Annotated in this window: 28 protein-coding genes and 1 pseudogene; 18 read left to right on the top strand and 11 right to left on the bottom strand. The window is 63.2% G+C overall.

Translation table 11 applies throughout. The features are described 5' to 3' along the window. Positions 1–45 precede the first annotated feature (45 nt). From DPM35_RS07920 to DPM35_RS07905, 4 genes are all read left to right on the top strand, one after another. Positions 46–291, top strand: coding sequence for a type II toxin-antitoxin system Phd/YefM family antitoxin (locus DPM35_RS07920; RefSeq protein WP_112126722.1), 246 nt, complete (start codon positions 46–48; stop codon positions 289–291). Then, a complete protein-coding gene (locus DPM35_RS07915) occupies positions 288–674 on the top strand; it encodes a type II toxin-antitoxin system VapC family toxin (protein ID WP_112126721.1) in 387 nt (128 codons plus the stop codon). The genes DPM35_RS07920 and DPM35_RS07915 overlap by 4 nt, the downstream gene beginning before the upstream one ends. Positions 675–774: 100 nt before the next feature. Continuing rightward, complete coding sequence (locus tag DPM35_RS07910; RefSeq protein WP_112126720.1) at positions 775–1,878, top strand: AbrB family transcriptional regulator; 1,104 nt, start codon at positions 775–777, stop codon at positions 1,876–1,878. Between the two features lie 49 nt (positions 1,879–1,927). Next, positions 1,928–2,680 carry an SDR family NAD(P)-dependent oxidoreductase gene (locus DPM35_RS07905; RefSeq protein WP_112127102.1) on the top strand — a complete coding sequence of 251 codons (753 nt, stop codon included), beginning with the start codon at positions 1,928–1,930 and terminating at the stop codon, positions 2,678–2,680. Positions 2,681–2,703: 23 nt separating this feature from the next. Here the strand turns inward: DPM35_RS07905 and DPM35_RS33280 are convergent, their stop codons facing one another. The 5 genes and pseudogenes from DPM35_RS33280 to DPM35_RS07885 all read right to left on the bottom strand — a co-directional run bounded on the left by DPM35_RS33280 (position 2,704) and on the right by DPM35_RS07885 (position 5,452). After that, on the bottom strand, positions 2,704–2,829 hold the full coding sequence (locus tag DPM35_RS33280; RefSeq protein WP_425373350.1) for a hypothetical protein: 126 nt from the start codon (positions 2,827–2,829) through the stop codon (positions 2,704–2,706). Positions 2,830–2,909: 80 nt separating this feature from the next. After that, positions 2,910–3,140: pseudogene (locus DPM35_RS33275) on the bottom strand (hypothetical protein); the annotation flags it as partial. A gap of 50 nt (positions 3,141–3,190) precedes the next feature. Then, positions 3,191–3,505: a nuclear transport factor 2 family protein gene (locus tag DPM35_RS07895; protein WP_112126719.1), complete on the bottom strand. Its 315-nt coding sequence runs from the start codon at positions 3,503–3,505 to the stop codon at positions 3,191–3,193. Further along, positions 3,505–4,281 (bottom strand): esterase family protein, encoded by a 777-nt coding sequence (locus DPM35_RS07890; protein WP_112126718.1) that lies wholly within the window; start codon positions 4,279–4,281, stop codon positions 3,505–3,507. Before DPM35_RS07890 ends, DPM35_RS07895 begins: the two co-directional genes overlap by 1 nt. Positions 4,282–4,285: 4 nt before the next feature. Next, positions 4,286–5,452 (bottom strand): ATP-grasp domain-containing protein, encoded by a 1,167-nt coding sequence (locus tag DPM35_RS07885; protein ID WP_112126717.1) that lies wholly within the window; start codon positions 5,450–5,452, stop codon positions 4,286–4,288. Between the two features lie 492 nt (positions 5,453–5,944). Here DPM35_RS07885 and leuA point away from each other — a divergent pair, with 492 nt between their 5' ends. From leuA to DPM35_RS07860, 4 genes are all read left to right on the top strand, one after another. Beyond that, a complete protein-coding gene (leuA, locus tag DPM35_RS07875) occupies positions 5,945–7,621 on the top strand; it encodes a 2-isopropylmalate synthase (RefSeq protein ID WP_425373349.1) in 1,677 nt (558 codons plus the stop codon). Positions 7,622–7,817: 196 nt separating this feature from the next. Next, the gene (locus tag DPM35_RS07870) at positions 7,818–9,608 is read left to right on the top strand and encodes a tetratricopeptide repeat protein (RefSeq protein WP_112126715.1); all 1,791 of its coding nucleotides are present in this window, start codon (positions 7,818–7,820) and stop codon (positions 9,606–9,608) included. 291 nt (positions 9,609–9,899) lie between these two features. Further along, on the top strand, positions 9,900–10,703 hold the full coding sequence (locus DPM35_RS07865) for an alpha/beta fold hydrolase (protein ID WP_112126714.1): 804 nt from the start codon (positions 9,900–9,902) through the stop codon (positions 10,701–10,703). A 147-nt stretch (positions 10,704–10,850) separates the two neighbouring features. Then, positions 10,851–11,468: a hypothetical protein gene (locus DPM35_RS07860; RefSeq protein WP_112126713.1), complete on the top strand. Its 618-nt coding sequence runs from the start codon at positions 10,851–10,853 to the stop codon at positions 11,466–11,468. On the opposite strand, the gene DPM35_RS07855 is transcribed toward DPM35_RS07860, so the two are convergent. After that, complete coding sequence (locus DPM35_RS07855) at positions 11,458–12,390, bottom strand: metallophosphoesterase family protein (protein WP_112126712.1); 933 nt, start codon at positions 12,388–12,390, stop codon at positions 11,458–11,460. The genes DPM35_RS07860 and DPM35_RS07855 overlap by 11 nt on opposite strands. A 170-nt stretch (positions 12,391–12,560) precedes the next feature. Here DPM35_RS07855 and DPM35_RS07850 point away from each other — a divergent pair, with 170 nt between their 5' ends. Then, a complete protein-coding gene (locus DPM35_RS07850; RefSeq protein WP_112126711.1) occupies positions 12,561–13,064 on the top strand; it encodes an NUDIX domain-containing protein in 504 nt (167 codons plus the stop codon). On the opposite strand, the gene DPM35_RS07845 is transcribed toward DPM35_RS07850, so the two are convergent. Next, positions 13,065–14,051, bottom strand: a complete 987-nt coding sequence (locus tag DPM35_RS07845) for a glutathione S-transferase family protein (RefSeq protein ID WP_112126710.1) — start codon at positions 14,049–14,051, stop codon at positions 13,065–13,067. A 290-nt stretch (positions 14,052–14,341) separates the two neighbouring features. On the opposite strand from DPM35_RS07845, the gene DPM35_RS07840 reads away from it, so the two are divergent. From DPM35_RS07840 to DPM35_RS07815, 6 genes are all read left to right on the top strand, one after another. Continuing rightward, entirely contained in the window at positions 14,342–14,947 is a 606-nt protein-coding gene (locus DPM35_RS07840; RefSeq protein WP_112126709.1) for a GNAT family N-acetyltransferase, read from the top strand. Positions 14,948–14,974: 27 nt separating this feature from the next. Then, entirely contained in the window at positions 14,975–15,736 is a 762-nt protein-coding gene (locus tag DPM35_RS07835) for a 3-hydroxyacyl-CoA dehydrogenase (protein WP_112126708.1), read from the top strand. A 6-nt stretch (positions 15,737–15,742) separates the two neighbouring features. Further along, a complete protein-coding gene (locus tag DPM35_RS07830) occupies positions 15,743–16,927 on the top strand; it encodes a CaiB/BaiF CoA transferase family protein (protein ID WP_112126707.1) in 1,185 nt (394 codons plus the stop codon). Between the two features lie 39 nt (positions 16,928–16,966). Then, entirely contained in the window at positions 16,967–17,737 is a 771-nt protein-coding gene (locus tag DPM35_RS07825) for a HugZ family pyridoxamine 5'-phosphate oxidase (protein ID WP_112126706.1), read from the top strand. A 158-nt stretch (positions 17,738–17,895) separates the two neighbouring features. After that, the gene (locus DPM35_RS07820; RefSeq protein ID WP_112126705.1) at positions 17,896–18,234 is read left to right on the top strand and encodes an ArsR/SmtB family transcription factor; all 339 of its coding nucleotides are present in this window, start codon (positions 17,896–17,898) and stop codon (positions 18,232–18,234) included. 53 nt (positions 18,235–18,287) lie between these two features. Next, entirely contained in the window at positions 18,288–19,085 is a 798-nt protein-coding gene (locus DPM35_RS07815; protein WP_112126704.1) for a TrmH family RNA methyltransferase, read from the top strand. A 42-nt stretch (positions 19,086–19,127) separates the two neighbouring features. On the opposite strand, the gene DPM35_RS07810 is transcribed toward DPM35_RS07815, so the two are convergent. Both DPM35_RS07810 and DPM35_RS07805 read right to left on the bottom strand, forming a co-directional pair. Next, positions 19,128–20,267: a coiled-coil domain-containing protein gene (locus tag DPM35_RS07810; protein WP_112126703.1), complete on the bottom strand. Its 1,140-nt coding sequence runs from the start codon at positions 20,265–20,267 to the stop codon at positions 19,128–19,130. Between the two features lie 134 nt (positions 20,268–20,401). Beyond that, positions 20,402–20,938: a DUF1134 domain-containing protein gene (locus tag DPM35_RS07805; RefSeq protein WP_245431486.1), complete on the bottom strand. Its 537-nt coding sequence runs from the start codon at positions 20,936–20,938 to the stop codon at positions 20,402–20,404. A gap of 384 nt (positions 20,939–21,322) precedes the next feature. On the opposite strand from DPM35_RS07805, the gene chpT reads away from it, so the two are divergent. After that, complete coding sequence (gene chpT, locus DPM35_RS07800) at positions 21,323–21,952, top strand: histidine phosphotransferase ChpT (RefSeq protein ID WP_095817211.1); 630 nt, start codon at positions 21,323–21,325, stop codon at positions 21,950–21,952. Between the two features lie 229 nt (positions 21,953–22,181). Continuing rightward, on the top strand, positions 22,182–22,550 hold the full coding sequence (locus tag DPM35_RS07795) for a response regulator (protein WP_112127101.1): 369 nt from the start codon (positions 22,182–22,184) through the stop codon (positions 22,548–22,550). Between the two features lie 71 nt (positions 22,551–22,621). On the opposite strand, the gene ctrA is transcribed toward DPM35_RS07795, so the two are convergent. After that, positions 22,622–23,317: a response regulator transcription factor CtrA gene (gene ctrA / locus DPM35_RS07790; protein WP_006203583.1), complete on the bottom strand. Its 696-nt coding sequence runs from the start codon at positions 23,315–23,317 to the stop codon at positions 22,622–22,624. A 448-nt stretch (positions 23,318–23,765) separates the two neighbouring features. On the opposite strand from ctrA, the gene DPM35_RS07785 reads away from it, so the two are divergent. Beyond that, positions 23,766–24,143 carry a flagellar export protein FliJ gene (locus tag DPM35_RS07785; RefSeq protein WP_112126701.1) on the top strand — a complete coding sequence of 126 codons (378 nt, stop codon included), beginning with the start codon at positions 23,766–23,768 and terminating at the stop codon, positions 24,141–24,143. A 102-nt stretch (positions 24,144–24,245) separates the two neighbouring features. On the opposite strand, the gene DPM35_RS07780 is transcribed toward DPM35_RS07785, so the two are convergent. After that, entirely contained in the window at positions 24,246–24,644 is a 399-nt protein-coding gene (locus tag DPM35_RS07780) for a winged helix-turn-helix transcriptional regulator (RefSeq protein WP_112126700.1), read from the bottom strand. Positions 24,645–24,713: the final 69 nt, after the last annotated feature.

Genomic DNA, 24,713 nt, shown 5'->3' with positions numbered 1-24,713 from the left:
ATTGAACTAAGTCTATTGGACTAAGTCTGAGTGGAGTGGCCAGCGATGCAGACCGTAAACATCCACAATGCCAAGACCAATCTCTCACGTCTCGTGGACCAGGCTGCCAAGGGTGAGCCGTTCATTATTGCCAAGGCGGGCAAGCCGCTGGTCAAGGTCGTTCCCATCGATCAGCCAGCCGCGACACAGAAAAAACGGCTTGGTTTCATGGTGGGCCAGTTTTCCGTGCCCGACGATTTCGACCGCATGGGTCAAGATGAGATTGAGCAGTTGTTCGGCCTCAAAACATGAAGTTGTTGCTCGACACTAACTTGCTGCTGTGGGCGGCCAGTGAGCCAGACCGACTGCCGCTTACGGCCGTGGCCGAGATCGAGGCTCCATCAAACGAATTGCTGTTCAGTGCTGCCAGCCTCTGGGAGGCCGCCATCAAGCGTGGCCTTGGGAAAGACGGCTTCACGGTTGATCCGCGCTTGCTTCGGCGCGGACTTCTCGACAACGGCTATGGCGAATTATGCATCACCAGTGAGCACGCCGTCGCTGTCGACGGACTTCCGTCCATCCACAAAGATCCCTTCGACCGAATTCTTATTGCCCAAGCGACCGTGGAAGGCATCACCTTGCTGACTGTGGACGATCTTGTCGCCCGTTACCCTGGTCCTGTCCGAAAGGTCTGAGCAGAGATCCTTCAAGGGAGGATCGGTTAAAGGATGACGGGTTTCGTTTTCCTGTGTATTCAGGTTTCGCATTTCCCGCCTCCGGGTTTAAGACCAAAAGATGGATTCCCCACCGGAGCAAGCATCCCAGGCCCAGGCGCCGATCGAACGCATGGCGCGCCTGCGCCCGCCGCGGCAATGGCTGGTGCTTTTGGTGTTCTCGCTGCTCTTCGCCGGCGCGCTGGAGCTCGCCGCCCTGCCGGCGGCGCTGCTGATCGGCCCTATGCTTGCCGCGATCCTGACTGGCACCAACGGCGCCACGGTGCGCGTGCCGCGCCTCCTGTTCGGATCGGCCCAGGCGATCGTCGGCTGCCTGGTGGCGAATTCGATCTCCGCCGACATCTTTGCGGCCTTCTACAAGGAATGGCCGCTCTTCCTCGGTGTGGTGATGGCAACCGTTACCGCCTCCAGCCTGCTCGGCTGGCTGATCAGCCGCTGGCGCATCCTGCCCGGCACCACGGCGGTCTGGGGCTCCTCGCCTGGTGCCGCCACGGCCATGGTGCTGATGGCCGGCGCCTTTGGCGCCGACCAGCGTCTCGTCGCCTTCATGCAATATCTGCGCGTCATCTTCGTCTCGATGACCGCCGCGCTCGTCGCCAGAATGTGGGTCGGCACATCCGGCGTCGAGGTGCCGCCGATCGTCTGGTTTCCGCCGATCGATGCCTTCGCCTTTGCCGCCACCATCGGCATCGCGATCGTGGGCGGCCTGGCAGGAAAGCTGGTCAGGCTGCCCTCCCCGTTCTTTCTCGGCACCTTCATTTTCGGCGCGGTCATCCATCTCGGCCTCGGCGTGCCGATGCAGTTGCCGCCCTGGCTGCTCGCGATCAGCTACGCCATGGTCGGCTGGTCGATCGGGCTGAACTTCACCCGTCCGATCCTGCGCCACGCGGCGCGCGCCCTGCCGCAGGTCGTTGGCTCGATCGTCGCGCTGATCGCCTTTTGCAGCGGCATGGCCTTCGTCATCAGCCGCCTGCTCGGCATCGATCCGCTGACCGCCTATCTGGCGACCAGCCCCGGCGGCATGGACAGCGTCGCCATCATCGCCGCCGCGGCGCGCCACATCGACATCTCCTTCGTCATGGCCTTGCAGTCGGCACGCTTCCTGGTCGTGCTGCTCATTGGGCCAAGCGTAGCCAGGCTGGTGGCGCGAAACGTCAGGGCCTGATCCGCGCTATTGCAGGGCGGGAGCGAGGAAGATGCCCATGAACCGTCGTGTGAATGCTGTCGATCTTTCCGGCCGCGTCGCCGTGGTGACGGGCGGCGCGCAAGGCATCGGCCTTGCGGTCGCGCGACGTTTGTTGTCGTCGGGCGCCAGCGTGGCCATCTGGGACATCGACCAGGCCGCAATGGCCAAGGCCGTAGCCGAACTCGCTTCGCTTGGCCGCGTCGAGGCCATCCTTTGCGACCAGTCGCGGATCGAGGCCGTCGATCGCGCGGCCACCCAGACCGAGCGGACGCTTGGCCCCGTCGATCTTCTCGTCAACAATGCCGGCATTGCCGGGCCGGCGGCGACCGTGGTCGACTACGATCCCGCGGCGTGGCGCCAGATCGTCGATATCGACCTCAATGGCGTCTTCTATTGCTGCAAGCGCCTGGTGCCCGGCATGGTCGCGCGCAACTATGGCCGCATCGTCAACATCTCCTCGGTTGCCGGCAAGGAGGGCAATCCCAACGCCGCCGGCTATTCGGCTGCCAAGGCCGGCGTGCTGGCGCTGACCAAATCGCTCGGCAAGGAGCTCGCCGGATACGACATAGCCGTCAACGCGCTGACGCCCTCGCCCGCCCGCACCCGCATTCTGGAGCAGCTTACCGAGGCCCAGGTCGCCTACATGCTCGGCAAGGTGCCGCGCGGCCGTTTCGTCGAGGTCGAGGAGGCGGCCGCCATGATCGCCTTCATGCTGTCGGACGAGAACTCCTTCACCACCGGCGCCACCTTCGACCTCTCCGGCGGTCGTACCACCTACTGACCGCAGGCCGCCCGCCGCGAAAGCTATCGCCCGACGGCAAGCCGCTCGGGCAGGAAATCGACGAAGACGCGCACCTTGGGCGAGAGGTGGCGATTGGATGGCCACAGCATGCGAAACCGGCCGCGGCCGTCGACATGTTCGTCGAGCACGGTCCGCAGCCTTCCGTCATCAGAGCCTCCCGCACCAGGAAATCGGGCATGCAGGCGATGCCGAGCCCGGCAAGCGTCGCGCCCTTCAATGCCTCCATGTTGTTGCAGGTCAGCATCGAGCGCATCTGCGGCGCGGCGCTCCCGGTGATGAACGGCCAATGGAGCAGCCTGCCGCTGTTGAGAAAGCCGAAATGGATGCCGAAATGCGCCGAAAGATCCGCCGGCGTTCGGGGCGTGCCATGGCGGATCGGCGCCGGAGCAGGACGTCGCTCCTGTGCCGGCGTGCCAGGAAGGCTGACGCCCCCAGCCAAGGCAGGGCATCCGGCTTCTGCGCCGGACGCCCTGCTTGACGCGTCGGCCTTCAACTGATGATCAGGCGCTCGATCCGGTCGCCGTCCAGCGTGAAGGCCATGTCGCCCTCGCCGTTGAAGCCATTGCCGGTCACGGCGACACGGGCATGGTGGACGCCGTCGCGCTGCGCGACGCTGACGATGCGGAGATTGGACTGCACGCCGATATTGTCCGACTGGTTCCACCGCGCCACGCCGTCGCGGCCATGGAAATCGCTGCCCCAGTCGCTGAGGAAAGCCTTCTCGGTGAACGTGTCGAGAAAGGCTCGAGTATCGCCGGCATTGGTGGCTTCGACAAAGCGGCGGATCGGGTCGGGCGTGGTCATCAATCCAGCCTGTGCATCAGATCGTCATCCAGCCAGCGGCCGAAGAAATAGACCAGTTGCTTGTGCCACCACGGCCAGTCATGGCTGACGTCGCCACCCCAATAGTCGACCCAGGCTGGGATAGATTTGTCGCGCAGCACCTGCTCCAGCTCGCGCGTCTCGACCAGCATGCGCTCTTCCCAGGCGCCCTGGCCGCAGCAGAAGATCAGCCTGAGCGCCCTCAGCCGCCCGAGCAGCTTCTGGTCGACGATGCCAGGCAGGTAGTCGAGCGGCGAATTGAAATAGATGTTGCCTTCCAGCGCCCGGCCGAAAAAGTCGCGCGCCGAATAGACGCCGGACAGCGAGATGACGCCGCTTGCCAGTTCCGGGAAGCGGAACACGAAGTTCGACGAATGGTAGCCGCCCATCGAGCAGCCGCTGAACAGCGGCTTGAGATTGCGGCCGCCATTGGACTTGGCGGCGACCGCCTGCAGCTCCGGCAGCGCCTCTTCCCGCACATAACGGAAATAGGCCTCGTGCCGCGCGATGCGATGCGCCGCATCGGCATGCTTGTTGAAGAAGGATTCTGAATCGATGCCGTCGAGCGTGAAGAGCTGGATGCGGCCCGTGTCGATGAACTCGGCAAGCGCCGCGACCCCGCCCGAATCCTCGAACTGGTAGAAGCGCCCTTGCGAGGTCGGGAACACCACCACCGGGCGCCCGGCATGGCCGTAGCGCTTGTATTCCATGTCGCGGCCGAGATTGCGGGCTTGGCCCTTGTGATAGGAGACGTCCATGGGCTCAGGCCTTTTCCGCGTGGATATAGTCGACCGCCTGGCGCAGCGCCTTCTGATCCTTCGAACGCATCTGGTAGGCGTAATTGCCCATGGCGCGGCTGAAGACCTCTTCGATGGCCTGGTGATGGACGATCTTGTCGCCATGGGCGGCTAGCACGTCCGCGTGGCTGTGCAAATAGTCGATGTGGCGTTTGCGGCTGGCATAGGCGGTGAAATACTTGCCCTTGTAGGGACCGCCCGCGGCATCCTTGACCACCATGTCGGCCCATGCGGCATAGACGTCGATGTCGAATGTGTAGTTGATGGCGTCGGTCATCCAGGCGCCGGGCGGGCGCATGTTGACCTCGAGCGCGATGATGCGGTTGTCCTTGGTCTCGAACAGCTCGATATGGAAGAAGCGTTCGCGCACGTCGAATGCTTTGAGGATCTTGCGGCCCGCCTCCTCGACCGCAGGCGTGATTTCGGGGAAGCAGGTGTAGCTCATGTGGCGGTCCTTGTTGACCGCGTCCATGATGCTCTGGTCATAGCGGTGGCTGGCCGCCAGCACCACCTCGCCGTCGCGGTTGACCAACCCGTCGAAGGTCACCACCAGCCCCTCGATGAACTGCTCCATGACGAAGGTGACGTCCTCCGGCTTGTCCCTGAAGAACTGGTCGAGTTCCCTGGCATTGGAGATCTTGAAGGTGTTGGAAGCGCCGGAACCCGAATCCGGCTTGACCACCACCGGATAGCCGACACGCCGGATGAAGGTCATGGCGCCGGCGCGGTCGGAGCATTTGCGCTGCGGAATGGTTTCGACGCCGCTCTTGCGGAAGAAGGCGCGCATGCGGCTTTTCCGCTTCAAATTCTTCACGAAGTCGAGCTTGGTACCATAGATGTTGAAGTCGGTGCGGATGTTGGCTTCGAGCTCCAGCCAATGCTCGTTGAGCGACTCAAAGCGGTCGATGCGACCCCATTTGTGGATGAAGTGGCCCATCGCCCGGAACACGGCGTCGTAATTTTCCATGTCGGCGATGCGGTAATATTCCGAAAGCGCCGCCTTCAGCTTGCCGTTCAGGGTCTCGTAAGGCGCATCGCCGACGCCAAGCACGGTGGCGCCGGCTTTCTTCAGCCGGTCGCAGAAATCGGCGCCGTTGGCCGGAAAATGCGGCGAGAAGAACACGAAATTCATGGGCGACCCTCCCCGGAGCTTCGCTCGGTAACCAAGCGTTCGAAACCAAGTCTGGCGCATTTACGAGGCGCGGGGAAGACGTCGGCGCCGCGAGGAGACCGGGCGAGGCGCATTCGTTCCTCCGTCCCGCTTGCCTCCGACGGGCCGCTCCTGTAAGAGAGCCGCCATGACCACGCGCGTCCGCTCCGTCGCTTCTTCTCGCACCGGCTTTGCCGGCGAGACCGCGCGCGCGCTCGCTTCGACCCTGCTTCTTCTCGGCCTTATCGGCGATCGCCGGGTTCGCTGAAGGAGCGCCCGGCGGTCGATACCCGCCGCCTCAGGCGCATGCTCCTTGGCAAAGTCATAATCAAGCGAATGAAATTCTGGTAGAGGCGACGCTCGCCATCAATCCGCCCAAGGCGAACATGCGGGCCGCCCGGAGAAGAAACGATGAACGCACGAGAAGAAATCCGCGCCGGCGAGGCTGAAGCCGGGAAGCGCGCGGCCGGCCACATGCCGGATGCAGCCCGCAAGTACCAGTCCTACCCCACCGTCGGCCTGACCGATCGCACCTGGCCGAACAAGGTGATCGACAAGGCGCCGATCTGGTGCTCGGTCGACCTGCGCGACGGCAACCAGGCGCTGATCGACCCAATGGGTCATGAGCGCAAGGCGCGCATGTTCGCGCTGCTCCTCGACATGGGCTTCAAGGAAATCGAGATCGGCTTCCCCTCGGCTTCGCAGACCGATTTCGATTTCGCACGCTGGTGCATCGAGGAAGGCGGCGTGCCCGGCGACGTGTCGCTCCAGGTGCTGGTGCAGTGCCGGCCGGAACTGATCACGCGCACTTTCGACGCCCTGAAGGGCGCGCACCGCCCGATCGTGCATTTCTACAATTCGACCAGCGAGTTGCAGCGCCGCGTCGTCTTCGAAAAGGACGTTGCCGGCATCAAGCGCATTGCCACCGACGCCGCCAAGATGATCACCGACATGGCGGCCAAGGCCGGCGGCGGCTACCGCTTCGAATACTCGCCGGAAAGCTTCACCGGCACCGAGCTCGAGGTCGCGCTGGAGATCTGCAACGCCGTCACCGAGATCGTGAAGCCGACGGCCGACAACAAGCTGATCATCAACCTGCCCTCGACAGTCGAGATGTCGACGCCCAACGTCTATGCCGACCGCATCGAGTGGATGTGCCGCAATCTCGACAACCGCGAGAACCTGATCATCTCGCTGCATCCGCATAACGACCGCGGTACCGGCATCGCCACCACCGAGCTCGGCCTGATGGCCGGAGCCGATCGCGTCGAAGGCACGCTGTTCGGCAATGGCGAGCGCACCGGCAATGTCGATATCGTGACGCTGGCGCTCAACATGTTCACCCAGGGCGTCGATCCGGAGCTCGACTGCTCCGACATCAACCGGATGAAGGATGTCTATGAATATTCGAACCAGTTGAAGATCCCGGAACGCCATCCTTATGTTGGCGAACTGGTCTACACGGCATTCTCCGGCTCGCATCAGGATGCCATCAACAAGGGCATGAAGGCGCTGAAGAAGGCCAACACACCGCTCTGGGAAGTGCCTTATCTGCCGATCGACCCGGCCGATGTCGGCCGCACCTATGAGGCGATCATTCGCATCAACTCGCAGTCGGGCAAGGGCGGCATCGCCTATGTGCTGCAGGCGGATTACGGCCTCAATCTGCCGCGCAATCTGCAGATCGAGTTCAGCCAGGCGATCCAGGCGATCACCGACGCGGAAGGCAAGGAAGTGCCGGCCAAGCGCATCCATGAACGCTTCCTCGAAACCTATGTCGATCAGCCCGGCGCACGGCTTAAGTTCGTCGACCATCGCACCTTCCCCGACACCCAGGTGAAGGGCCGGCGTATCGTGGAGGCGGATATCCTCGACAACGGCAAGGAAGTGACGATCACCGGCTCGGGCACCGGCCCGATCGACGGCTTTGTCGATGCGCTCTCGCGCCATGTCGGCGTCGACATGTCGGTGCTCGACTATTCGGAGCATTCCTTGCAGCGCGGCTCCAACGCGTCGGCCATCTCCTATGTCGAGATGGAATATCCGGGCGGCAAGCTGTTCGGCGCCGGCATCAACACCAACATCGTCGCCGCCTCGCTGGAGGCTGTGGTTTCGGCCGCAAACCGCATCATCGGTGGGAAGGCCGGCTGACCAGCCAGGCTTCCGAACACGGCGCGTCCGCGAGGCGCGCCGTGTTGCAAAACAGACGCAATTTGCCCGTCGTTCGTTAACCGGCGGGGGAATTTCCGGTAGCTTACGCGATCACATAACAGAAGCATCCTTGTGCGCCCGCGCGGGCGCTATATTATCGCGTCCTAACCTGTGCCGACTTCGAGAGGATCGACACTTGGAGCATGCCCCGCCTGCCGCCCCCGCAGTGCGCGAGACATTGGAGCGACTGCTTGCCAGCGAAACGTTCGGACGCTCCGAGCGTGCCCGCAGGCTTTTGCGCTATCTGGTCGAACGCGAGCAGGCCGGCGAGGCGGACAGGCTGAAGGGCGTTTCCATCGCCATGGATGTCTTCGGCAAGGACGGCGATTTCGACGCCTCCACCGATGCCGTGGTCAGGGTCCAGGCCGGCCGCCTGCGCGAGCTTCTGGACCAGTACTTCGCCAACGAAGGCGTCGCCGAGCCGGTTCGCATCGCGATCCCCCGCGGCGGTTATGTCCCCTCCTATGAACTGAACGCAATCCGCCTGCCCGGCGACGCAAAATCCGCCACCGGCAACATCGCGCGCCAACCCCAGGCATCGGCCGAAGCCGCCCCGGCCGCGGCCGAATATCTCGACAGCGCGACGCCGGGTGAACCGGTGGCCCCCATTGCGCCAGCCGCACCTGCGCAATCATTGACACGGCAACTGCGATTCTTCTGGGCAGCCATGGTTCTGGTCATTGCCATGCTCGGCGTGCTTATCCTTCGCCAGGGCGATGCCTTCCTCGGCGGCGGCGACGCGGCGGCAACGGCCGAAACAGCGGGCGCTGCCAGCATCGCCGCCCAGCCGATATTCGACTCCTTGCCGCTCATCTACATTGCCATGAAAGCCGATGGAGCGGAGGCGGCTCGCGTCGCAGCGTCGCTGCGCGCCGGCCTTGCCGGTTTCGACACCATCGACTTCATCGGGCGCGACGCGGATTCAACGCGCGATCAATCGGCCGACCCGATCAGTTTCGTCTTCGATATTGTTCCCGGCCCCGCCGCCGGCGACGTCACTGTCGAGCTGCAGAGCGTCGCGACTGGCCGGGTCCTGCTGTCGCGCAACCTGACATCGGCCGAAACCGCGCCTAGCGTGGTTGAAAGCAACGTCGCCAGCCTCCTCACCTCGACCGTTCCCGCTTCCGGCGCGATCTACAGCTACATCGACCAGAGCGACATCCGCACCAGCCAGATCGGATGCCTGGTCCTCGATGACCACTACTATCTCGACATGAACGCCAAGACGCATGAAGCTGCCTATCGCTGCCTGGAGAAGCTGGCCAGCGAAGGCACCAAATCATCGCTTGTCTACGCTGAGTTGGCCGCGCTTCACGGGGAGGCCGTCACCGCCCGCTATCCCTATCCGCCCGATGCGACGCTCGAAAAGGCCATGTCGCTTGCGCACCGCGCCGTCCAGATGGGGCCCATGAACTCGCACGCGCATCGCGCCCTCGGCTACCTCAACTCGCGCCTCGGCAACGCGGACGAAGCGATCCGCTTGACGCGCAAGGCCTACGAACTCAACCCGTATGATCTCGGCATGGCCGCCGCCTACGGCTACGGGCTGATCTTCGCCGGCAAGTACGATGAGGGAACGCCGATCCTGGGCCACGCGGTCGAGGCCTTCAGTGGCCATCCGACCTGGTGGGATTATGGCCTGTTCGTCGGCGCCTTCATGCAGGGTGATATGAAGAAGGCCGCCATAGCCAGCGAGTCGCTGCGCACGACGGCATCCAAGTCGCACTATCTGGCCGCGCGCCTGATCGGCGCCAAGATTTCGGGTCGGGACAAGCTGGCGGGCGAGCTTGCCAACGAGCTCATCACCGAATTCCCGAAATTCGCCGCCGACCCGCGCGCGACATTCGTCGACCGCAAATATCCGGCGGATCTCACCGATCGGCTGGTGCAATCCTTGCGTGCCGCCGGGATCGGCAATCCGAGCTAAGGAACTTTCCGGAAAAGCGTGGGCGGTTGGGTTCGGCGGCCGCGCCATAGCCTTCGCGTCGGAATTGCGCCAAAACAAGGAGATGGGCACGCCTTCCGCCCGTTTTGGTCCCCCCAATGGCCGCAGCAGGGAGTATCACGCTGTAATCCGACACCCATTGGGGCGGGCTTGCGCGTCGAGCGCCTGACAGACCGCTCGGTCGCGAAAATTTTACTGGCCATTGGTCTGGATCGAGAGCAATTCAGCCATGATTTGCGATAGCTGCTTATCTCACTTTACCGTTCCATTTTCATGCTTCCATTCCCTTATGCCGTCGAAGGCGGCTCTGGTCCGAAGACGATCGTCTTTCTGCACGGCTTCGGAGCCTGTGGTGAGGTTTGGCGTAACGTCGCGGCATCGCTCGCGCCGGAAGCGAAGGTGCTTGCTTACGATCTGCCGGGCCATGGGCGGTCCTTGGAATGTGAAGGCATGGGCGGCGCCAAGCCCGCCGCGCGAGCCATCCTCGCCGATCTGGCCGCCCGCCGGCTGCGCAAGGTCCATCTTGTCGGTCATTCCATGGGCGGCGCGATCGCGACGTTGATGGCGCTAGCCGACCCCGGCAGGGTCGCTTCGCTGACTTTGCTGGCCCCCGGCGGCTTCGGCCCGGAGATCAACGCAGCCCTGCTGCGCCGCTATGCGGCGGCTTCTGGCAGGAAGCAGGTCCGAGCCTGCCTTGCAGCCATGTCTGGGCCGCGAGCCGTGCCGTCCGACCACGTGGTGGATGCCCTCTGCCGGATGCGCAAACAGCCCGGCCAGTTGCAGGCCCTGATCGACATGGCGGCGGCGATGACCAGGGATGACCGGCAAGGCGTCATCCCCCGGGCGCAACTGGATACGCTCGACATGCCGGTGATGGTCGTTTGGGGAGCGGAGGATCCACTCCTGCCTGTCGGGCAGGCCGAGGCTCTGCCGTCGCACTTCCATCTGCACCATGTCCTTGACGCGGGTCACATGCTGGTCGAGGAGGCTCCGGACCTGATCGCCGAGATCGTGCGTCGCAACACGCGTCGGCGCGTCAGGCGGTTGCGTCCGGCGCTGGGCGCCGAGGCCAGTTGATCGCGGGGCCGGGTTGGCTCCCAACCAGCCGAAAAGATCCGAAACGGGGTTCCGTCTGGACCGAAGCCGCGGCGCGGCATGTCATCGGCGTGCATTTTGCCGGCGACTGTGTTAACTCGCTGTTAACCAGCAGCGAGGCAGCCGCCCATGAAGGATGCAGGCGACATAGTCACCCCGATCGAGCCGTCGCGAAAGCTTTCGGATGCCATACGCGACGTCAAGAACGCCTTCGCCGACCGCGATGATGTGGTTGTCGACATGCGCGAGGCGCACCGCATGCGGCTCGATCTGCTGGCAGCCGAGCTTGCCCCCATCTTTGCCGATGTCCCGGCCGACATTGACAGCTTCGACTTCGCCGTCTCGTCGGGCCTGCAGCCGCGGCTATGGATCGACGCGGTGAGCCACGTCGCCATGGGACGCGACCGCCGAACCTATCGCTTCCTCAAGGACACGCGCGTCGGCCGCGTGGTGCTGGCTGAATCGACCGAGATGAAAGCCGTCGCCGACGCTGTCACGCGCTACGTGGCCGAACGTGTCGTCGAGCGGCAGCGCATGATGGAGGGCGGTATGGAAAGCGCCGTTCCCGGCCTGCATCGACACATGGTCCAGGAAGCGGAGCCGCCTATCCGATCCGAGAACGGCCGCAACGGCTGGACGACTTTCTTCGCCGGCCTCGGCCTGATCGCCGCCGGCGCCCTTGTCGGCCTGGCGGTTTCGCTGGCCTTGTTCTGGGACCGCATCATGCAGATGAAGATCAGCTTCTGACGAGTTGGCGCCCGTCTGCCGGCACGTCGAGGTCCATGGTCTGGAGGTCCGAAGGCGGCATAGCCGGTCCGGTCAGGCCGCGCCTGGTCAGGCGCAGGCGCCAGTTGCCCCTTTCACCACCGATTTCGAACAAGTTGTACTGCGCCGCCGGATGTTTGCCACCCGGTGCCTGGCCGGCGGCGGCAACACCGACCACCGGCACCTTGGCGCCGCGTGTGCCGATGGTGAACAAGGACGGCAGGTGCGAGTGGCCGTGCAGGACGAGTTCCGCGCCATGCCGGCGAATGACCTTGTGAAAACGGGCAATGCCGAACAGGCGCTTGTGCTGCGGGACCGCGCCGCGCACCGGCGGGTGGTGGATCATGATGATCCGGAAGAGCCCCTGTTTCGCAGTATCATCGAGGACCTTGCCGAGCCGTTCGGCCTGCCCTTCCATGAAGAAGCCGTTGGCCATGAAGGGTGCGGTGGCGCGCGCCGTGGTGACGCCGATCAGCGCGACATCGCCGCGCACGCGCAAATAAGGAAAGGAATTGCGGTCGACCGGACTGTTGACGCCGTCGCCCGTCATCCAGGGAGCCCATGCCCGGCAGACCTTGTCGAAGGCGCCCGGCACATAGGCATCGTGATTGCCGGGGACCACGGAAACGTCGTGCGGCGATCCGAGCGTCTCCAGCCAGTGCTTGGCCATCTCGATCTCGCCGTCGAGCGCCAGGTTGACGAGGTCGCCGGTGACGGCGAGATGGTCCGGCGCGTTCGCCTTGATGTCGGCGACGATTGTGTCGATGACGGCGTCATGCATATGGCGGCGTCGGTTGCGCTGCCAGTTGACATAGCCCAGCACGCGCTTGGACGCGAGGTCGCGATAGGTTACATCGGGCAACGGTCCCAGATGAGCATCGGAAATATGCGCGAGCCTGAACATGGCCCCTTCTTAAGCGACGCCGCCGAGGCTTTCCACTCACCCTTTGCTGTTCCCCCAAGCAGGTTCCGCAAAGCCGTCCCACGGTTTTGCAGCCAGAACCTGCGAAAAACGAGGAAGGCTAAGCAGTTGTTCGTGGGACAACCCACGAAAATCTGCTTGCGGATCGTTGCATGAACCGGCGCGCCGATCCGGAGGAGGCCTTCCGCCAGACCGGCTGGCCGGGGCTGCGCGCCAGGTTCTTCCATTTTTATTTTCTGCTGCGCCGCCCGATGACGCTCGGTGTACGCGGCCTGGTCTACGAACGTGCCTCCAACGCCGTCTTCCTGATCCGCCATACCTATGTACCGGGCTGGCAATTGCCCGGCGGGGGCGTCGAGCCCGGCGAGACGCTCGAAGAAGCGCTGGCGCGCGAGCTGGCCGAGGAAGGCAACATCGCGCTGACCGCGCCGCCGGTGCTGAAGTCGATGCATTTCAACCGCCGCTCCAGCAAGCGCGACCATGTCGGCCTTTATCTGATCGAGGCCTTCAGCCAGACGGCCCGGAAACTGCCCGATCATGAGATCGCCGAAGCGGGCTTCTTCCCGCTCGACCGCTTGCCCGAGGGCACGACCCCGGCGACACTGCGACGGATAGCCGAGATTTTTGACGGTGAGCGGATCTCACCCTACTGGTAGTCACGCCGCCTTCCTGAACCTGCCCCGGTCATGCGCAGCCGCATAGTCGAGCTCCGGCCCCACCGGAACGATCCCCGTCGGATTGATCGATCTGTGGCTGCCGTAATAATGCGACTTGATGTGGTGCAGGTTGACCGTGCCCGACACACCGGGCACCTGATAGAGATCGCGCAGATAATTCGACAGGTTCGGATAGTCGGCGATGCGGCGCAGATTGCATTTGAAGTGGCCGACATAGACCGGATCGAAACGAACCAGCGTCGTGAACAGCCGCCAATCGGCCTCGGTGATGTGTTCGCCGGCCAGATAGCGCTGTCGCGACAGCCTCTCCTCGATCGTATCGAGAGCCTGGAACAATTCACTGAAAGCTTCCTCATAGGCTTTCTGCGTGGTGGCGAAACCGGCGCGATAAACGCCGTTGTTGATCGCCGGGTAGACCTGCGCATTGATCCGGTCGATCTCCGCGCGCAGCGCCGCCGGATAGAAATCGAGACCCGCATCGCCCCATTCGTCGAAGGCGGAATTGAGCATACGGATGATCTCGGAGGACTCGTTGTTGACGATGGTCTCTTGCTTCTTGTCCCACAGCACCGGCACCGTCACGCGGCCTGAATAGGCCGGATCGGCCTTGGTGTAGACCTGATGCAGGAAATCGAGGCCGTAGAGCTTGTCCCCGGTGGCGCCGTCCTCGGCTTTGAACGTCCAGCCGTTTTCGCCCATGAAGTGGTGCACCACCGATACGGAGATGACGCCGTCGAGCTTCTTCAGAGCACGGAAGATCAATGTGCGATGTGCCCATGGGCAGGCGAGCGAGACATAGAGGTGATAACGGCCGGGTTCCGCCTTGAAGCCACGCCTGCTGCCTTGCGCCGGACTGCCGTCACGCGTGATCCAGTCGCGCCATTGTGACTCTCTCCGTATGAACCGTCCGCCGCTGTCGGTGTCGAACGGGCGGTCCTGCCATTTGCCTTCGATCAGCAATCCCATGCGGAAATCTCCCTGCGGTTCGCAATAATCTAGGCCGATAGGCGGGTTGGCGAAGCCCTTCGGCGCTGAACAGTTCGTCAAATGACGAACCAGTTCGTCAAATGACACAAAGAAAGGCAAAAAGCGCCGATTGCAGCGGCACAAAATTGGTGCTAGCGGAGGCGCCCATGTTCGACTTTGCCTCGATCCGGTTCGACCGACGACGAAAGGGCGCCCGCGCTTAACAAGCGCTGACTGGCGAACGCTGCCGCTTGCAGCAAACCTTCCTCGTATACCGGAACGCAAAGACCATGAGCCTTGCCGACGTGAAATACCTGCCGGAAACCCCGGCACATGATGCTGAAATCGAAGCCATCAATGACCAGGCCTTCGGCCCGGGCCGTTTCGTGCTTGCCGCCTACAAGATCCGCGAGTCGGGCGGGCATGACCGCTCGATGTCCTATGTCGCCGTCAAGGACGATACGGTCATCGCTTCGGTGCGCATGACGCGCGTGGCCGCGGGCGCGGGGCGCGCCATGATGCTCGGCCCGCTTGCGGTGCGCCCCGCCTTCAAGAACCTCGGCATCGGCCGCAGGCTGGTCGCGATCGCGCTGGAAGCGGCCAGGAAGGCCGGCGCGCCTGCCGTCATTCTGGTCGGCGACGAGCCATATTATGGACCGCTCGGCTTCAAGCGCTTCCCGCGCGGGCAGATCACCATGCCGCGCCCGGTCGATCTCGACCGGCTGCTGTATCATGAGATCAAGCCGGGCGCTGTCGCCCGCTTCGCGGGTGATGTCTGCCACGCCAACATGGCAAGGGTCCCGGAATTTGCCCCGGCCCTGACGCGGCCGGCCGGCAATGCACAGCTATCGATCGAGCAGGCCATTGCGGTTGCGCCTCCCCTGCGCGCCTCGTAGCATAATTCGAAACCCTGGGAGGCTTGCATGAACCCGAACGGCCAGATCGCAATCGTCACCGGCGGGGGATCCGGCCTGGGAGAGGCGACGGCGCGCGCGCTTGCCGCTAGGGGCGCCCGTGTCGCCATCCTCGATGTCGGCATCGAGCGCGCCACGAAAGTCGCAGCCGAGATCGGCGGCATTGCCGTCCAATGCGATGTCTCTAGCGGCGACAGCGCGACAGCCGCGATCGCGGAAGTGGCCGGAAAGCTCGGCGAACCGCGCATCCTGGTCAATTGCGCCGGCATCGCCATCGGCGTGAAGACGATCGGCAAGGACGGACCGCATCCGCTCGACCAGTACCGCAAGGTTATCGAGATCAACCTGATCGGCACCTTCAACATGATCCGCCTCGTTGCCGATCGGGCGGCGAAGCTCGATCCGCTTGCCGGGGGCGAGCGCGGCGTCATCGTCAACACCGCCTCCGTTGCCGCCTATGACGGCCAGATCGGGCAGGCCGCCTATTCTGCTTCCAAGGGCGGCGTCGTCGGCATGACGCTGCCGGTGGCGCGCGATCTTGCGCGCTCCGGCATTCGCGTCTGCACCATCGCGCCCGGCATCTTCAAGACGCCGATGATGGCCGGCATGCCGCAGGAAGTGCAGGATTCGCTCGGCGCCGCCGTGCCCTTCCCGCCCCGGCTCGGCGAGCCGGCGGAATATGCGGCCCTTGCGCTGCACATTGTCGAGAACCAGATGCTGAACGGCGAGACCATCCGCCTCGACGGCGCCATCCGCATGGCGCCGAAATAAGCCGAGATGACTGGCTCGCCGACAGGCGCCGGAGCTTCCACCGAAAAGACCGGCCCGCTCGCCGGCCTGAAAGTCATCGAGATAGCCGGGCTCGGCCCGCTGCCGCTTGCCGCCCTGATGCTGTCCGAGATGGGCGCCGAGGTGCTGCGCATCGAGCGCGCCGATGCCGGCCAGCCGCTTCTGAACCTGCCGGAAGAATACGACCTCGACCGCCACGGCCGTTCCGTCCTCAAGCTCGACCTCAAGCGTCCGGCGGGCACGGAGCTGTTGCTGCGGCTCGCGGCATGGGCCGACTTGCTTGTCGAAGGCTTCCGCCCCGGTGTGATGGAGCGCCTCGGCCTCGGTCCCGATATCCTGCTCCAACACAATCCGGCGCTGATCTATGGCCGCCTGACCGGGTTCGGCCAGGACGGACCGCTATCCGGGCGAGCCGGGCACGACATCACCTATCTCGCTTATGCGGGCCTGCTGCACGCGATCGGCAGGAAGGACGCGCCGCCCGTGCCGCCGCTCAATCTCGTCGCGGATCAAGGCGGCGGCGCCATGATGCTCATCACCGGCGTGCTTGCCGCCCTTTTCCAGCGGTCGCGCACCGGAAAGGGCCAGGTGGTCGATGCCTCGATGATCGAGGGGGCCTCAATGCTCGCCGCGCCGATCCACGCTTACATGGCGGCGGGCCTGTGGAGCGATAGGCGCGGCGAGAACCTGCTCGATTCCGGCGCGCCGTTTTACGAGACCTATGAGACGGCGGACGCAAGGCACATTGCCGTTGGCTGCCTCGAACCGCGCTTCTTCGCCGAATTCGCCAGGCTGCTGCCGCTCGCCGGGCATTTTGTTGGCAGCCAATACGACAAATCGTCGTGGCCCGCGATGCGCGCCGCAATTGCCGGCCGGGTCAGGGAGAAAACGCGCGACGAGTGGGCCGAGCTTTTCGCCGCGTCCGATGCCTGTGTCGCGCCCGTGCTGTCGCTGGTCGAAGCCAGGAACCACCCGCACAATCGCGCCCGGCAAAGCTTTGTGACGTCCGGCAGGCTCGAGCGCCCAGCGCCGGCGCCGCGTTTCTCGCAAGACCCGGCAGCGGCTGCGGCGGCACCGACCGCTGCCGATCGCGAAACCGCAAGCATATTGGCCCGTCTTGGCTTCAGCCGGGAGGAAATCGCAGCCCTTGCATTGGCGGGTGTACTCGGCTGATAACCGGAGAACAGAAATCAACTTATCTCGGGTGAGCCTGTGACCGAACCGAAAAAAGATGTCATTCGCCAGACCGACGCCGAAGCGATCAGGCTGGCGAAAACCCTGATCCGAGCAGCGCGTTTCGGCGCGCTCGCGGTTATCGAGCCCGGCACCGGCGCGCCGCTGGCGAGCAGGGTCGGCGTCGCCACCGACATCGACGGCGCGCCGCTTATCCTGATCTCGATGCTGTCCGCGCACACCGGTGCGCTTGTCGCCGATCCGCGCTGCTCGCTGCTGCTTGGCGAGCCTGGCAAGGGCGACCCGCTGGCTTATCCGCGCATCAGCCTGGCATGCCGGGCCGTACGGCTTCAGCGGGGATCGGCCGACCAGGTCCGAGCCGAGCGCCGCTACCTCAATCGCAATCCGAAGGCCAAGCTTTATGCCGGACTCGGCGATTTCTCGTTCTTCCGGCTCGAGCCTGGACGCGCCAGCCTGAATGGCGGCTTCGGCAAGGCCTATCTTCTCGAGCGCGATGATTTCATCACCGGCGGCGCCCTTGTCGAAGAACTAGCCGGCAGCGAGCAGGCAGCACTCGATCACATGAATGCCGACCATCGCGACGCGATTGCCCTTTATGCCCGTCACTTCGGCGGCGCCGTGGGCGACGACTGGATCGTCACCGGCTTCGATGCCGACGGCATGGATCTCGCCGCCCCGGACGCGACCTGCAGGATCTTCTTTCCCCAGCCTTTGCAAGCGGCGCGCGAATTGCGTTCGGTGCTCGTCGAGATGGCCAAGGCGGGACGCGCGGCAGAGCAAGAGCGTTAGTTGATCGCGCGCCGGCGAAAGCAACGCTTGAGATTTAAACGAAATGATCTACCTTTGTTATGGCGCTGATTCAGCAGCGCCTGTCGACATCTGAACATTGTGGAATCAGGCGCCATTGCCCCCTGGCGCCAGGATGAGCCAGGACCCTTGGGGGATCTATGATCTCAAACAAATTAATCGCCAATGCGGAATCGGCCGCCGCGTTTCTCACTCTCCTGGGCAACGAAAAGCGCCTGCTGATCGTCGCCTATCTGATCGACGGCGAAATGTCGGTCGGCGCCATTGCCGAAAAGGTGCAACTCAGCCAGTCCGCGCTGTCGCAGCATCTCGCCAAGCTGAGGGCGCTCGATCTTGTCGAGACCCGGCGCGACCGCCAGATGATCTACTATTCCTGCAAATCCGAAGCGGTGCGCGAATTGCTGCGTATGCTGGAAGGCATTTTCGGCGACGGCGATCTCTCCCAGATGGCTTATCGGTTGCGCCGCGCCGGGGCTTGACCCGCGCCGCCAGTGGCTCATTACCTCGCTGACCAATCTTGGGCGAGGCCTGTATGAACATCATCCCTATCGACGATCCTGGGGACCCGCGCGTCGCCGCCTATCTCGACATCCGCGAGCGTGACCTCGTCGGTCGCCATGGCCGCTTCGTCGCCGAGGGCAAGGTGGTGCTGGACCTATTGCTGTCGGCAGGGCGCTTTGCCGCCGAGTCGGCCCTGATCCTCGAAAACCGGCTGGCGGGCCTGCAGCCGATCCTGCACAAGGCGCCTTCGGATTTCCCGGTCTATGTCGCGGCCGGTGAGGTCATGGACCGGATCGCCGGCTTCCACATGCATCGCGGCATCCTGGCGATCGGCATGCGCGGCGATCCGGCGCCCGCCGAGCTTCTGCTGCAGGGCCTGCCCCGGCACGCCTTGGCTGTCGTCCTCGTCGGCATATCAAATCACGACAATATGGGGGCGATCTTCCGCAATGCCGCGGCCTTCGGCGCGGACGCGGTGCTGCTCGACCGAACCTGCTGCGATCCGCTTTACCGCAAGGCAATCCGCATTTCCGTCGGCGCGGCGCTGAAGGTTCCCTTCGCGTCCTTCGACGATACCGCAGCCTTCACCGCCACGCTCGACCGGCTTGGTTTCAGCCAGTTCGCGCTCTCGCCGCGCGGCACCACCGACATCCGGGCCGCGCAGCATTCCGCCAGACTGGCGCTTTATCTCGGCACTGAAGGCGAAGGCCTGCCGCCGGATTTGCTTACCCGCCTGCACACGGTAAGGATCGCCATGGCAGAAGGCTTCGACAGCCTGAACGTCGCGGCGGCTTCGGCGATCGCCCTGCATCACTTCTCCGCCCGGTAGCAGTCCACGGAACGATCCGGGAGCACCCCGCGATCGTCTTCCTCAGTTGGACGAGCCGGCCTTCTGCAAAGCCCTCACGCGGTCGGCAAGGCTGATGCCGTGCCCGTTTTGCTGCCCGTCACTCGCCAGGGCCTTGGCGATGGGGGAATCCGGCCCGTCGAGTTTCATCGTCAGGTTGACGACCTCGGCCGCCAGTTCGTTCATTTGCTCGCGAAGGCCGACGCCGGAGCGCGGATCTCCCGCCGATTCGGATTTCGCTGCTCCAGAGGCGGCAAGGTCGGTTTTCAGCCGCTTGTTTTCGCGCGCCAGCGCCGTCAGCCTCGCCTCCAGTCGTTCACGGTCGCCCTCCAGCCTGGCGATTGCCTTGTCGACATCGTCACTTTTCGTATCGGCGCCTGCAGAAAGCTGCGCCACGCCGTTTACGGCGGCCTCCTTTGACCGTTCGCGCATTCGAGCGAGCTCCTTGTCGCGCCGGTCGAGCTTCTCCTCACGGTCTGCAAGCGTGGCGAGCAGCCGCTCCACCTTCTTCTCGAGCTCGGCCGTTTTCTTCTTTTCGACCTTCAGCGCTTCGCGCGCGGCCTTGCTTTCCGACGCGATCTCCTGGTTGCGCCGGTCCGCTTCCTTGCGCTGGCCTTTGAGCAACGCGATGTCGCTGGCGAGTTTTTCCAGTTCCGATTCGCGGGCAACCAGCTCGATCTGGCGGTTCGAGGACGAGAAACTGGCGTCATCATACATCTGCTCGAGCTTTTGCAGCTCCAGCGCGCGCTTCTCCAACGCTCGCTCGGCCTGCGCGTGCTTTTCAGAAATGCGGTGCAACTCCTCCTCGCGCTGCCTGAGCTCCGCATTTTTGGCCTGCAGATCGGAGAGCGCCTGATTCTTGTCGTTCTTTTCGACCGCGAGCCCCTTCAAGGCCTCGTGCCCGCGAGCGATCTCCACCACCTGCTCGGCCACCTTCTCCTGCAGGTTCTTGACGGTTATCTCCAGCCGGCGCGTCGTCATTGCATATTCCGCCCGGACCCGGTCCTTGTCCGCCTGGATCTCGGCAGGCGTCAGCGGCAGCGACGCCTCAAGGCGTCTGCGCGTCAGCACGACGGCCCGCCGCCAGACCGCCGGCGCGATCAGCGACACCAGAAAAACGGCGCAAAGGAAACCGAGTGCGAAGAACAGGACCGACTGGACCAAGGCGAGCTATCCACTTTACGGAGCGGCAATCGCTGGATTGTGCCACCTTGGCATGGCGGAAATTCAACGCCGCGGCAAGAGCTTGCCACGGCGTGATCAGCACAGTCCGAGCGATTGTAACGGGCAGAGCCCGATCAGAACGGGTTCCAGGTCGGTCTTTCGGTGAGCTTCAGATAGCCGAGATTGACTCCGAGGCGGGCGCCGACGCCGGTGCGGATCGGCACGATCAGCACGCGGTTGCTCTGCAGCACGTTGAAGCCCACGCCGGCTATGACATAAGCGGACCCGGCCACGCCGCCGAAGCGGTTGTAGAGGCTGCTGATGTCGTCGAGATTATAGACCAGCATCATCACCCGAGAGCCCTCGCCGCCGAAGTCCCAGCCGAGCGACGGCCCTTGCCAGAACACCTTATGGTCGCCGGCGTTCTTGGTGTAGAGCGTCCCCTCGCCATAGGTCAGGCCGCCGATGAGGGCCCCGGATCCCTCCTCGCCCAGCAGGTAGCCGTTCGGCAGGCCGTAGGACGCGAATATCTTCTCGACGACGGTGGCCAAGCCACCGGATGTCTCGCCGAAGAATTTATGACCGGAATCGATGATTTCCTGCGCTGTGTACTGTTGAGCCCGCGATGCCGCGGTCGAAAGGACCAAAGCCCCCAGGAGTGTGATGGTCATGGTGAGGACACGGACGAATGTCCGGTCGTAGTATCGGGAAAACATGCTTCCAATCTCCGTCAGGGAGCACTTTCGCCGACGCCTCGCACCCTTGCGGCTCTTGGCGGCCGTTCAGGGTGGCTATCACGGGCAAACTATGCCGTAATCCTTTTTCAACCATTAAGCTTCCACACGAAGATGGCGGTTCGAAGGCTGAGCTTTAGCCCCCACCACCGGTTTTCCCCCTGTAAACGCGCCATTTTCACCCTCGGCAATTTTGGATTTGTTGCTGCGCGCTCAGGCGCTGTGTATTCAGAAGGCCTTGGAAAGGCGCGTGATTCGTGTGGGCGGGCGCGAGAACGGTTGCTCGGCCATGAACAAGTGACTTAAGCAGGGATTTCACCGATGGCCGAGCTCTTCACGCTTTCCGCGCCCGATCTTGCGGCGCTGCTTTGCAGCCGCGTCTGCCACGACATCATTTCGCCGGTCGGCGCAATCAACAACGGCCTGGAACTGCTCGATGAAGGCGGCGCCGACGAAGACGCCATGAAGCTCATTCGCCAGAGCGCCAAAAACGCCTCGGCACGGCTGCAGTTTGCCCGCATCGCTTTTGGCGCCGCGGGTTCCGCCGGCATGATGATCGACACCGGTGATGCCGAGGCCGTGGCCATCGCCTTCTTGAAGAATGAAAAACCGGAACTGGTATGGAACGGCTCGCGCGCGCTGCTGCCCAAGAACAAGGTCAAGCTGCTGCTCAACCTCATTCTTGTCGCCCATGCGGCGATCCCGCGCGGCGGCAAGCTGGTGATCACGCTGGAGAATCTCGAAACCGAACCGCGCTTTTCGCTGTCGGCCAGTGGTCCGATGCTGCGTGTGCCGCCGAAATTCCTCGAACTGCATTCCGGCCATAAGCCCGAGGAGCCGATCGACGCCCATTCGGTCCAGCCTTACTATACGCTGCTCCTGGCGCGCGAGGCCAACATGACGATCTCGATCCACGCGACCGCCGACGAGATCGTGCTCAGGGCTGAATAATATCAAGAAACGCTACAGCATCGCTTATCCATGATGCTTGCGCCCGCGGTGCAGGCGCGCCAATGTTTGCATCCGTTGCGACAGCCGGGCCAGGGTTCGGGAGGGCATGAAACGCCTCTTTGGAAAAACTTTACCTAACGGCTTTTCGGCTTCTTTACCAGATTGGCCTATGGTGCTGCCCTGTTACCCGGAGGTTGCCGGTTCGGCAGATGGCAAAGAGGACCCGGACATGAAGCGCTGCCTGTTCGTCGATGATTCGAGCGTCATCAGGAAGGTCGCAAAACGTATTCTTGGCGGCTCGGACATGATTGTCGTCGAGGCGTCGACCGGGATCGAGGCAACCGAAATCTGCGCCGACGACATGCCGGATGTCATCGTCATCGACGGCGGGCTGGCCGACGTCCCGGCCGTGGACCTTATTCGCCGCATCCGCGCTATAGAAGCTCCTATCAAGCCGCAGATCCTGGTCTCGCTGATCGAGGTCGATGCCGCGGCCATCATGCGCGCCAAGCGAGCCGGCGCCCAGGGCTATCTGCTGAAGCCCTTCAACCGTGCGCAACTGCTCGAGAGCTTCCGCTTCCTGAAGATAGCCGCCTGATTCGCAGGGACCGATTCCAAACAAAAAACCCGGCTTGAGCCGGGTTCTCTGTCTCAAGGCGCTTTGATCGCTCAGGCGCTGACGCGGATATCTTCCGGCTCGCGCAGCACATAGCCGCGGCCCCACACTGTCTCGATGTAGTTCTGGCCGCCGGACGCCGCGTCCAGCTTCTTGCGCAGCTTGCAGATGAAGACGTCGATGATCTTCAGCTCCGGCTCGTCCATGCCACCGTAAAGATGGTTGAGGAACATTTCCTTGGTGAGCGTGGTGCCCTTGCGCAGCGAGAGCAGCTCCAGCATCTGATATTCCTTGCCGGTCAGGTGCACGCGCTGCCCACCGACTTCGACCGTCTTCGCGTCGAGATTGACCACCAGGTCGCCCGTGGTGATGACCGACTGGGCGTGGCCCTTGGAGCGGCGCACGATGGCGTGGATGCGCGCCACCAGTTCGTCCTTGTGAAAGGGCTTGGTCATATAATCGTCGGCACCAAAGCCGAGGCCGCGCACCTTGTCCTCGATGCCGGCCATGCCGGACAGGATCAGAATCGGTGTCTTGACCTTGGAGAGGCGCAGCGTGCGCAGGACTTCATAACCCGACATGTCGGGGAGATTGAGATCCAGAAGGATGATGTCGTAATCGTAGAGCTTGCCGAGGTCGACACCTTCTTCGCCGAGATCGGTCGTATAGACGTTGAAGCTCTCCGATTTCAGCATCAATTCGATGCTCTGTGCGGTTGCACTGTCATCTTCAATCAGCAGAACACGCATTTCATTCCCCTTTTCTGCTGCCGGGCCGTGTCACGACCCGTCCGGGACCCGGAGCAGTGATTGCCTGAACAGAAGGTGCCACCGACTGGTTAACAAATCCTAATTTCGTGTCGTCCACGATACCAGATTTTTTAACCCCTTTCTACACCCACTTGAATCTAATAATGAATCACAGACGCAAACCGCTAATGCACCACATCAAAAAGTCAGCCTAAGTGACTCCAGAGACTCGCTGGCCCGGGCTTTCGCCGAAGCCGGAATTTTTACCCGGCCTTAAGTCCTCGCCCGTATGATTAACAATGCCCGTAAACGAATGGTTACCGCCGGCAAAAATCTTTAGGGCTTTGTTTCCTATAGCCCAGGGAAAGCCGGGGGAAACGGGCAGCGCTTGGGTCGTTCCGGGCGGACTGGACGGTATTGCAGGTGTGCGTTTGCGGAGTTTCGAGTCATGAAGTCACGTGAAAACCTCGTTCGGCTGAAACAATTTCAGGTGAATGAGAAGCGGCGGCAGCTCTTGCAGCTGGACATGATGATAGCCGAGTTCGAACGCATGGCCGTCGAGCTGGAGGCGCAGATCATCGCCGAGGAGAAGAAAGCCGGCATCACTGACATCAACCATTTCGCCTATCCGACCTTCGCCAAGGCGGCCCGCCTTCGCCGCGACAACCTTAGAAATTCACAAAGCGACCTCGCCCAGCAGCGAAGCACCGCCGAATCATTACTTGGCGAAGCTGAAGCGGAGCTTTCCAAGGCGGAGATGCTGGAATCGCGCGACACCAAGATCCGCGACGCCGAAACGAGCGGCCGCAGCGCCATGATCGGCTGATCGCCGGCATATTTGCAGTCATTGCGGGAGACATGTCGAGCCGAGGCAGCCGGCCCGCAGCTTCAGCACCGCCAACCGGTCGAATCGGCCTCGCCGCCTGCTTCAGGACGCGGCCATCTCATCATGATCAGCCGATGCCCGGCCGCGGGCTTCTTTGATTTCCGGCGCATGCTCTTCGGCCCAGGATCGGATTTGGCTGAGCAGCCCCGCCAGGTTCTGGCCAAGCTCCGTAAGCTCATACTCCACGCGCGGCGGAATGACGGGAAACACCTCACGCCGCACAAGACCGTCGCGCTCCAGCACGCGCAGCGTCTGCGTCAGCATTTTGGGCGTGATGCCTTCCATCTTGCGCGCCAGCTCGCCATTGCGCAGCCGGCCGCGCCGCAATGCGCAGACGGTAAGATAAACCCATTTGCTGGCCAGCATCTCGAGCACGGTGTGCGACGGGCAGGTGCGCCGGAACGCATCGTAGCCGAGTGGGGAGTCGTCTTCACTATCCATAAGGTGCCTATATATAGAAAAGGTACATACTAGACAACAGAATATCACTATCCAAATGATAGCGGCATA

Origin of the sequence: Mesorhizobium atlanticum, from assembly GCF_003289965.1 — a bacterium.
Lineage (GTDB): Bacteria > Pseudomonadota > Alphaproteobacteria > Rhizobiales > Rhizobiaceae > Mesorhizobium > Mesorhizobium atlanticum.
This window is presented reverse-complemented; position numbering and strand designations above follow the sequence as displayed.

Coding starts and splice junctions, on each gene's coding strand:
- DPM35_RS07820 (WP_112126705.1), top strand. CDS start 17,896: ATGATCTCAAACAAATTAATCGCCAATGCGGAATCGGCCGCCGCGTTT.
- DPM35_RS07835 (WP_112126708.1), top strand. CDS start 14,975: ATGAACCCGAACGGCCAGATCGCAATCGTCACCGGCGGGGGATCCGGC.
- DPM35_RS07840 (WP_112126709.1), top strand. CDS start 14,342: ATGAGCCTTGCCGACGTGAAATACCTGCCGGAAACCCCGGCACATGAT.
- DPM35_RS07780 (WP_112126700.1), bottom strand. CDS start 24,644: ATGGATAGTGAAGACGACTCCCCACTCGGCTACGATGCGTTCCGGCGC.
- DPM35_RS07795 (WP_112127101.1), top strand. CDS start 22,182: ATGAAGCGCTGCCTGTTCGTCGATGATTCGAGCGTCATCAGGAAGGTC.
- DPM35_RS07920 (WP_112126722.1), top strand. CDS start 46: ATGCAGACCGTAAACATCCACAATGCCAAGACCAATCTCTCACGTCTC.
- chpT (WP_095817211.1), top strand. CDS start 21,323: ATGGCCGAGCTCTTCACGCTTTCCGCGCCCGATCTTGCGGCGCTGCTT.
- ctrA (WP_006203583.1), bottom strand. CDS start 23,317: ATGCGTGTTCTGCTGATTGAAGATGACAGTGCAACCGCACAGAGCATC.
- DPM35_RS07850 (WP_112126711.1), top strand. CDS start 12,561: ATGAACCGGCGCGCCGATCCGGAGGAGGCCTTCCGCCAGACCGGCTGG.
- DPM35_RS07845 (WP_112126710.1), bottom strand. CDS start 14,051: ATGGGATTGCTGATCGAAGGCAAATGGCAGGACCGCCCGTTCGACACC.
- leuA (WP_425373349.1), top strand. CDS start 5,945: ATGCCGGATGCAGCCCGCAAGTACCAGTCCTACCCCACCGTCGGCCTG.
- DPM35_RS07785 (WP_112126701.1), top strand. CDS start 23,766: ATGAAGTCACGTGAAAACCTCGTTCGGCTGAAACAATTTCAGGTGAAT.
- DPM35_RS07890 (WP_112126718.1), bottom strand. CDS start 4,281: ATGGACGTCTCCTATCACAAGGGCCAAGCCCGCAATCTCGGCCGCGAC.
- DPM35_RS07885 (WP_112126717.1), bottom strand. CDS start 5,452: ATGAATTTCGTGTTCTTCTCGCCGCATTTTCCGGCCAACGGCGCCGAT.
- DPM35_RS07805 (WP_245431486.1), bottom strand. CDS start 20,938: ATGACCATCACACTCCTGGGGGCTTTGGTCCTTTCGACCGCGGCATCG.
- DPM35_RS07910 (WP_112126720.1), top strand. CDS start 775: ATGGATTCCCCACCGGAGCAAGCATCCCAGGCCCAGGCGCCGATCGAA.
- DPM35_RS07895 (WP_112126719.1), bottom strand. CDS start 3,505: ATGACCACGCCCGACCCGATCCGCCGCTTTGTCGAAGCCACCAATGCC.
- DPM35_RS07855 (WP_112126712.1), bottom strand. CDS start 12,390: ATGTTCAGGCTCGCGCATATTTCCGATGCTCATCTGGGACCGTTGCCC.
- DPM35_RS07915 (WP_112126721.1), top strand. CDS start 288: ATGAAGTTGTTGCTCGACACTAACTTGCTGCTGTGGGCGGCCAGTGAG.
- DPM35_RS07815 (WP_112126704.1), top strand. CDS start 18,288: ATGAACATCATCCCTATCGACGATCCTGGGGACCCGCGCGTCGCCGCC.
- DPM35_RS07865 (WP_112126714.1), top strand. CDS start 9,900: ATGCTTCCATTCCCTTATGCCGTCGAAGGCGGCTCTGGTCCGAAGACG.
- DPM35_RS07830 (WP_112126707.1), top strand. CDS start 15,743: ATGACTGGCTCGCCGACAGGCGCCGGAGCTTCCACCGAAAAGACCGGC.
- DPM35_RS07860 (WP_112126713.1), top strand. CDS start 10,851: ATGAAGGATGCAGGCGACATAGTCACCCCGATCGAGCCGTCGCGAAAG.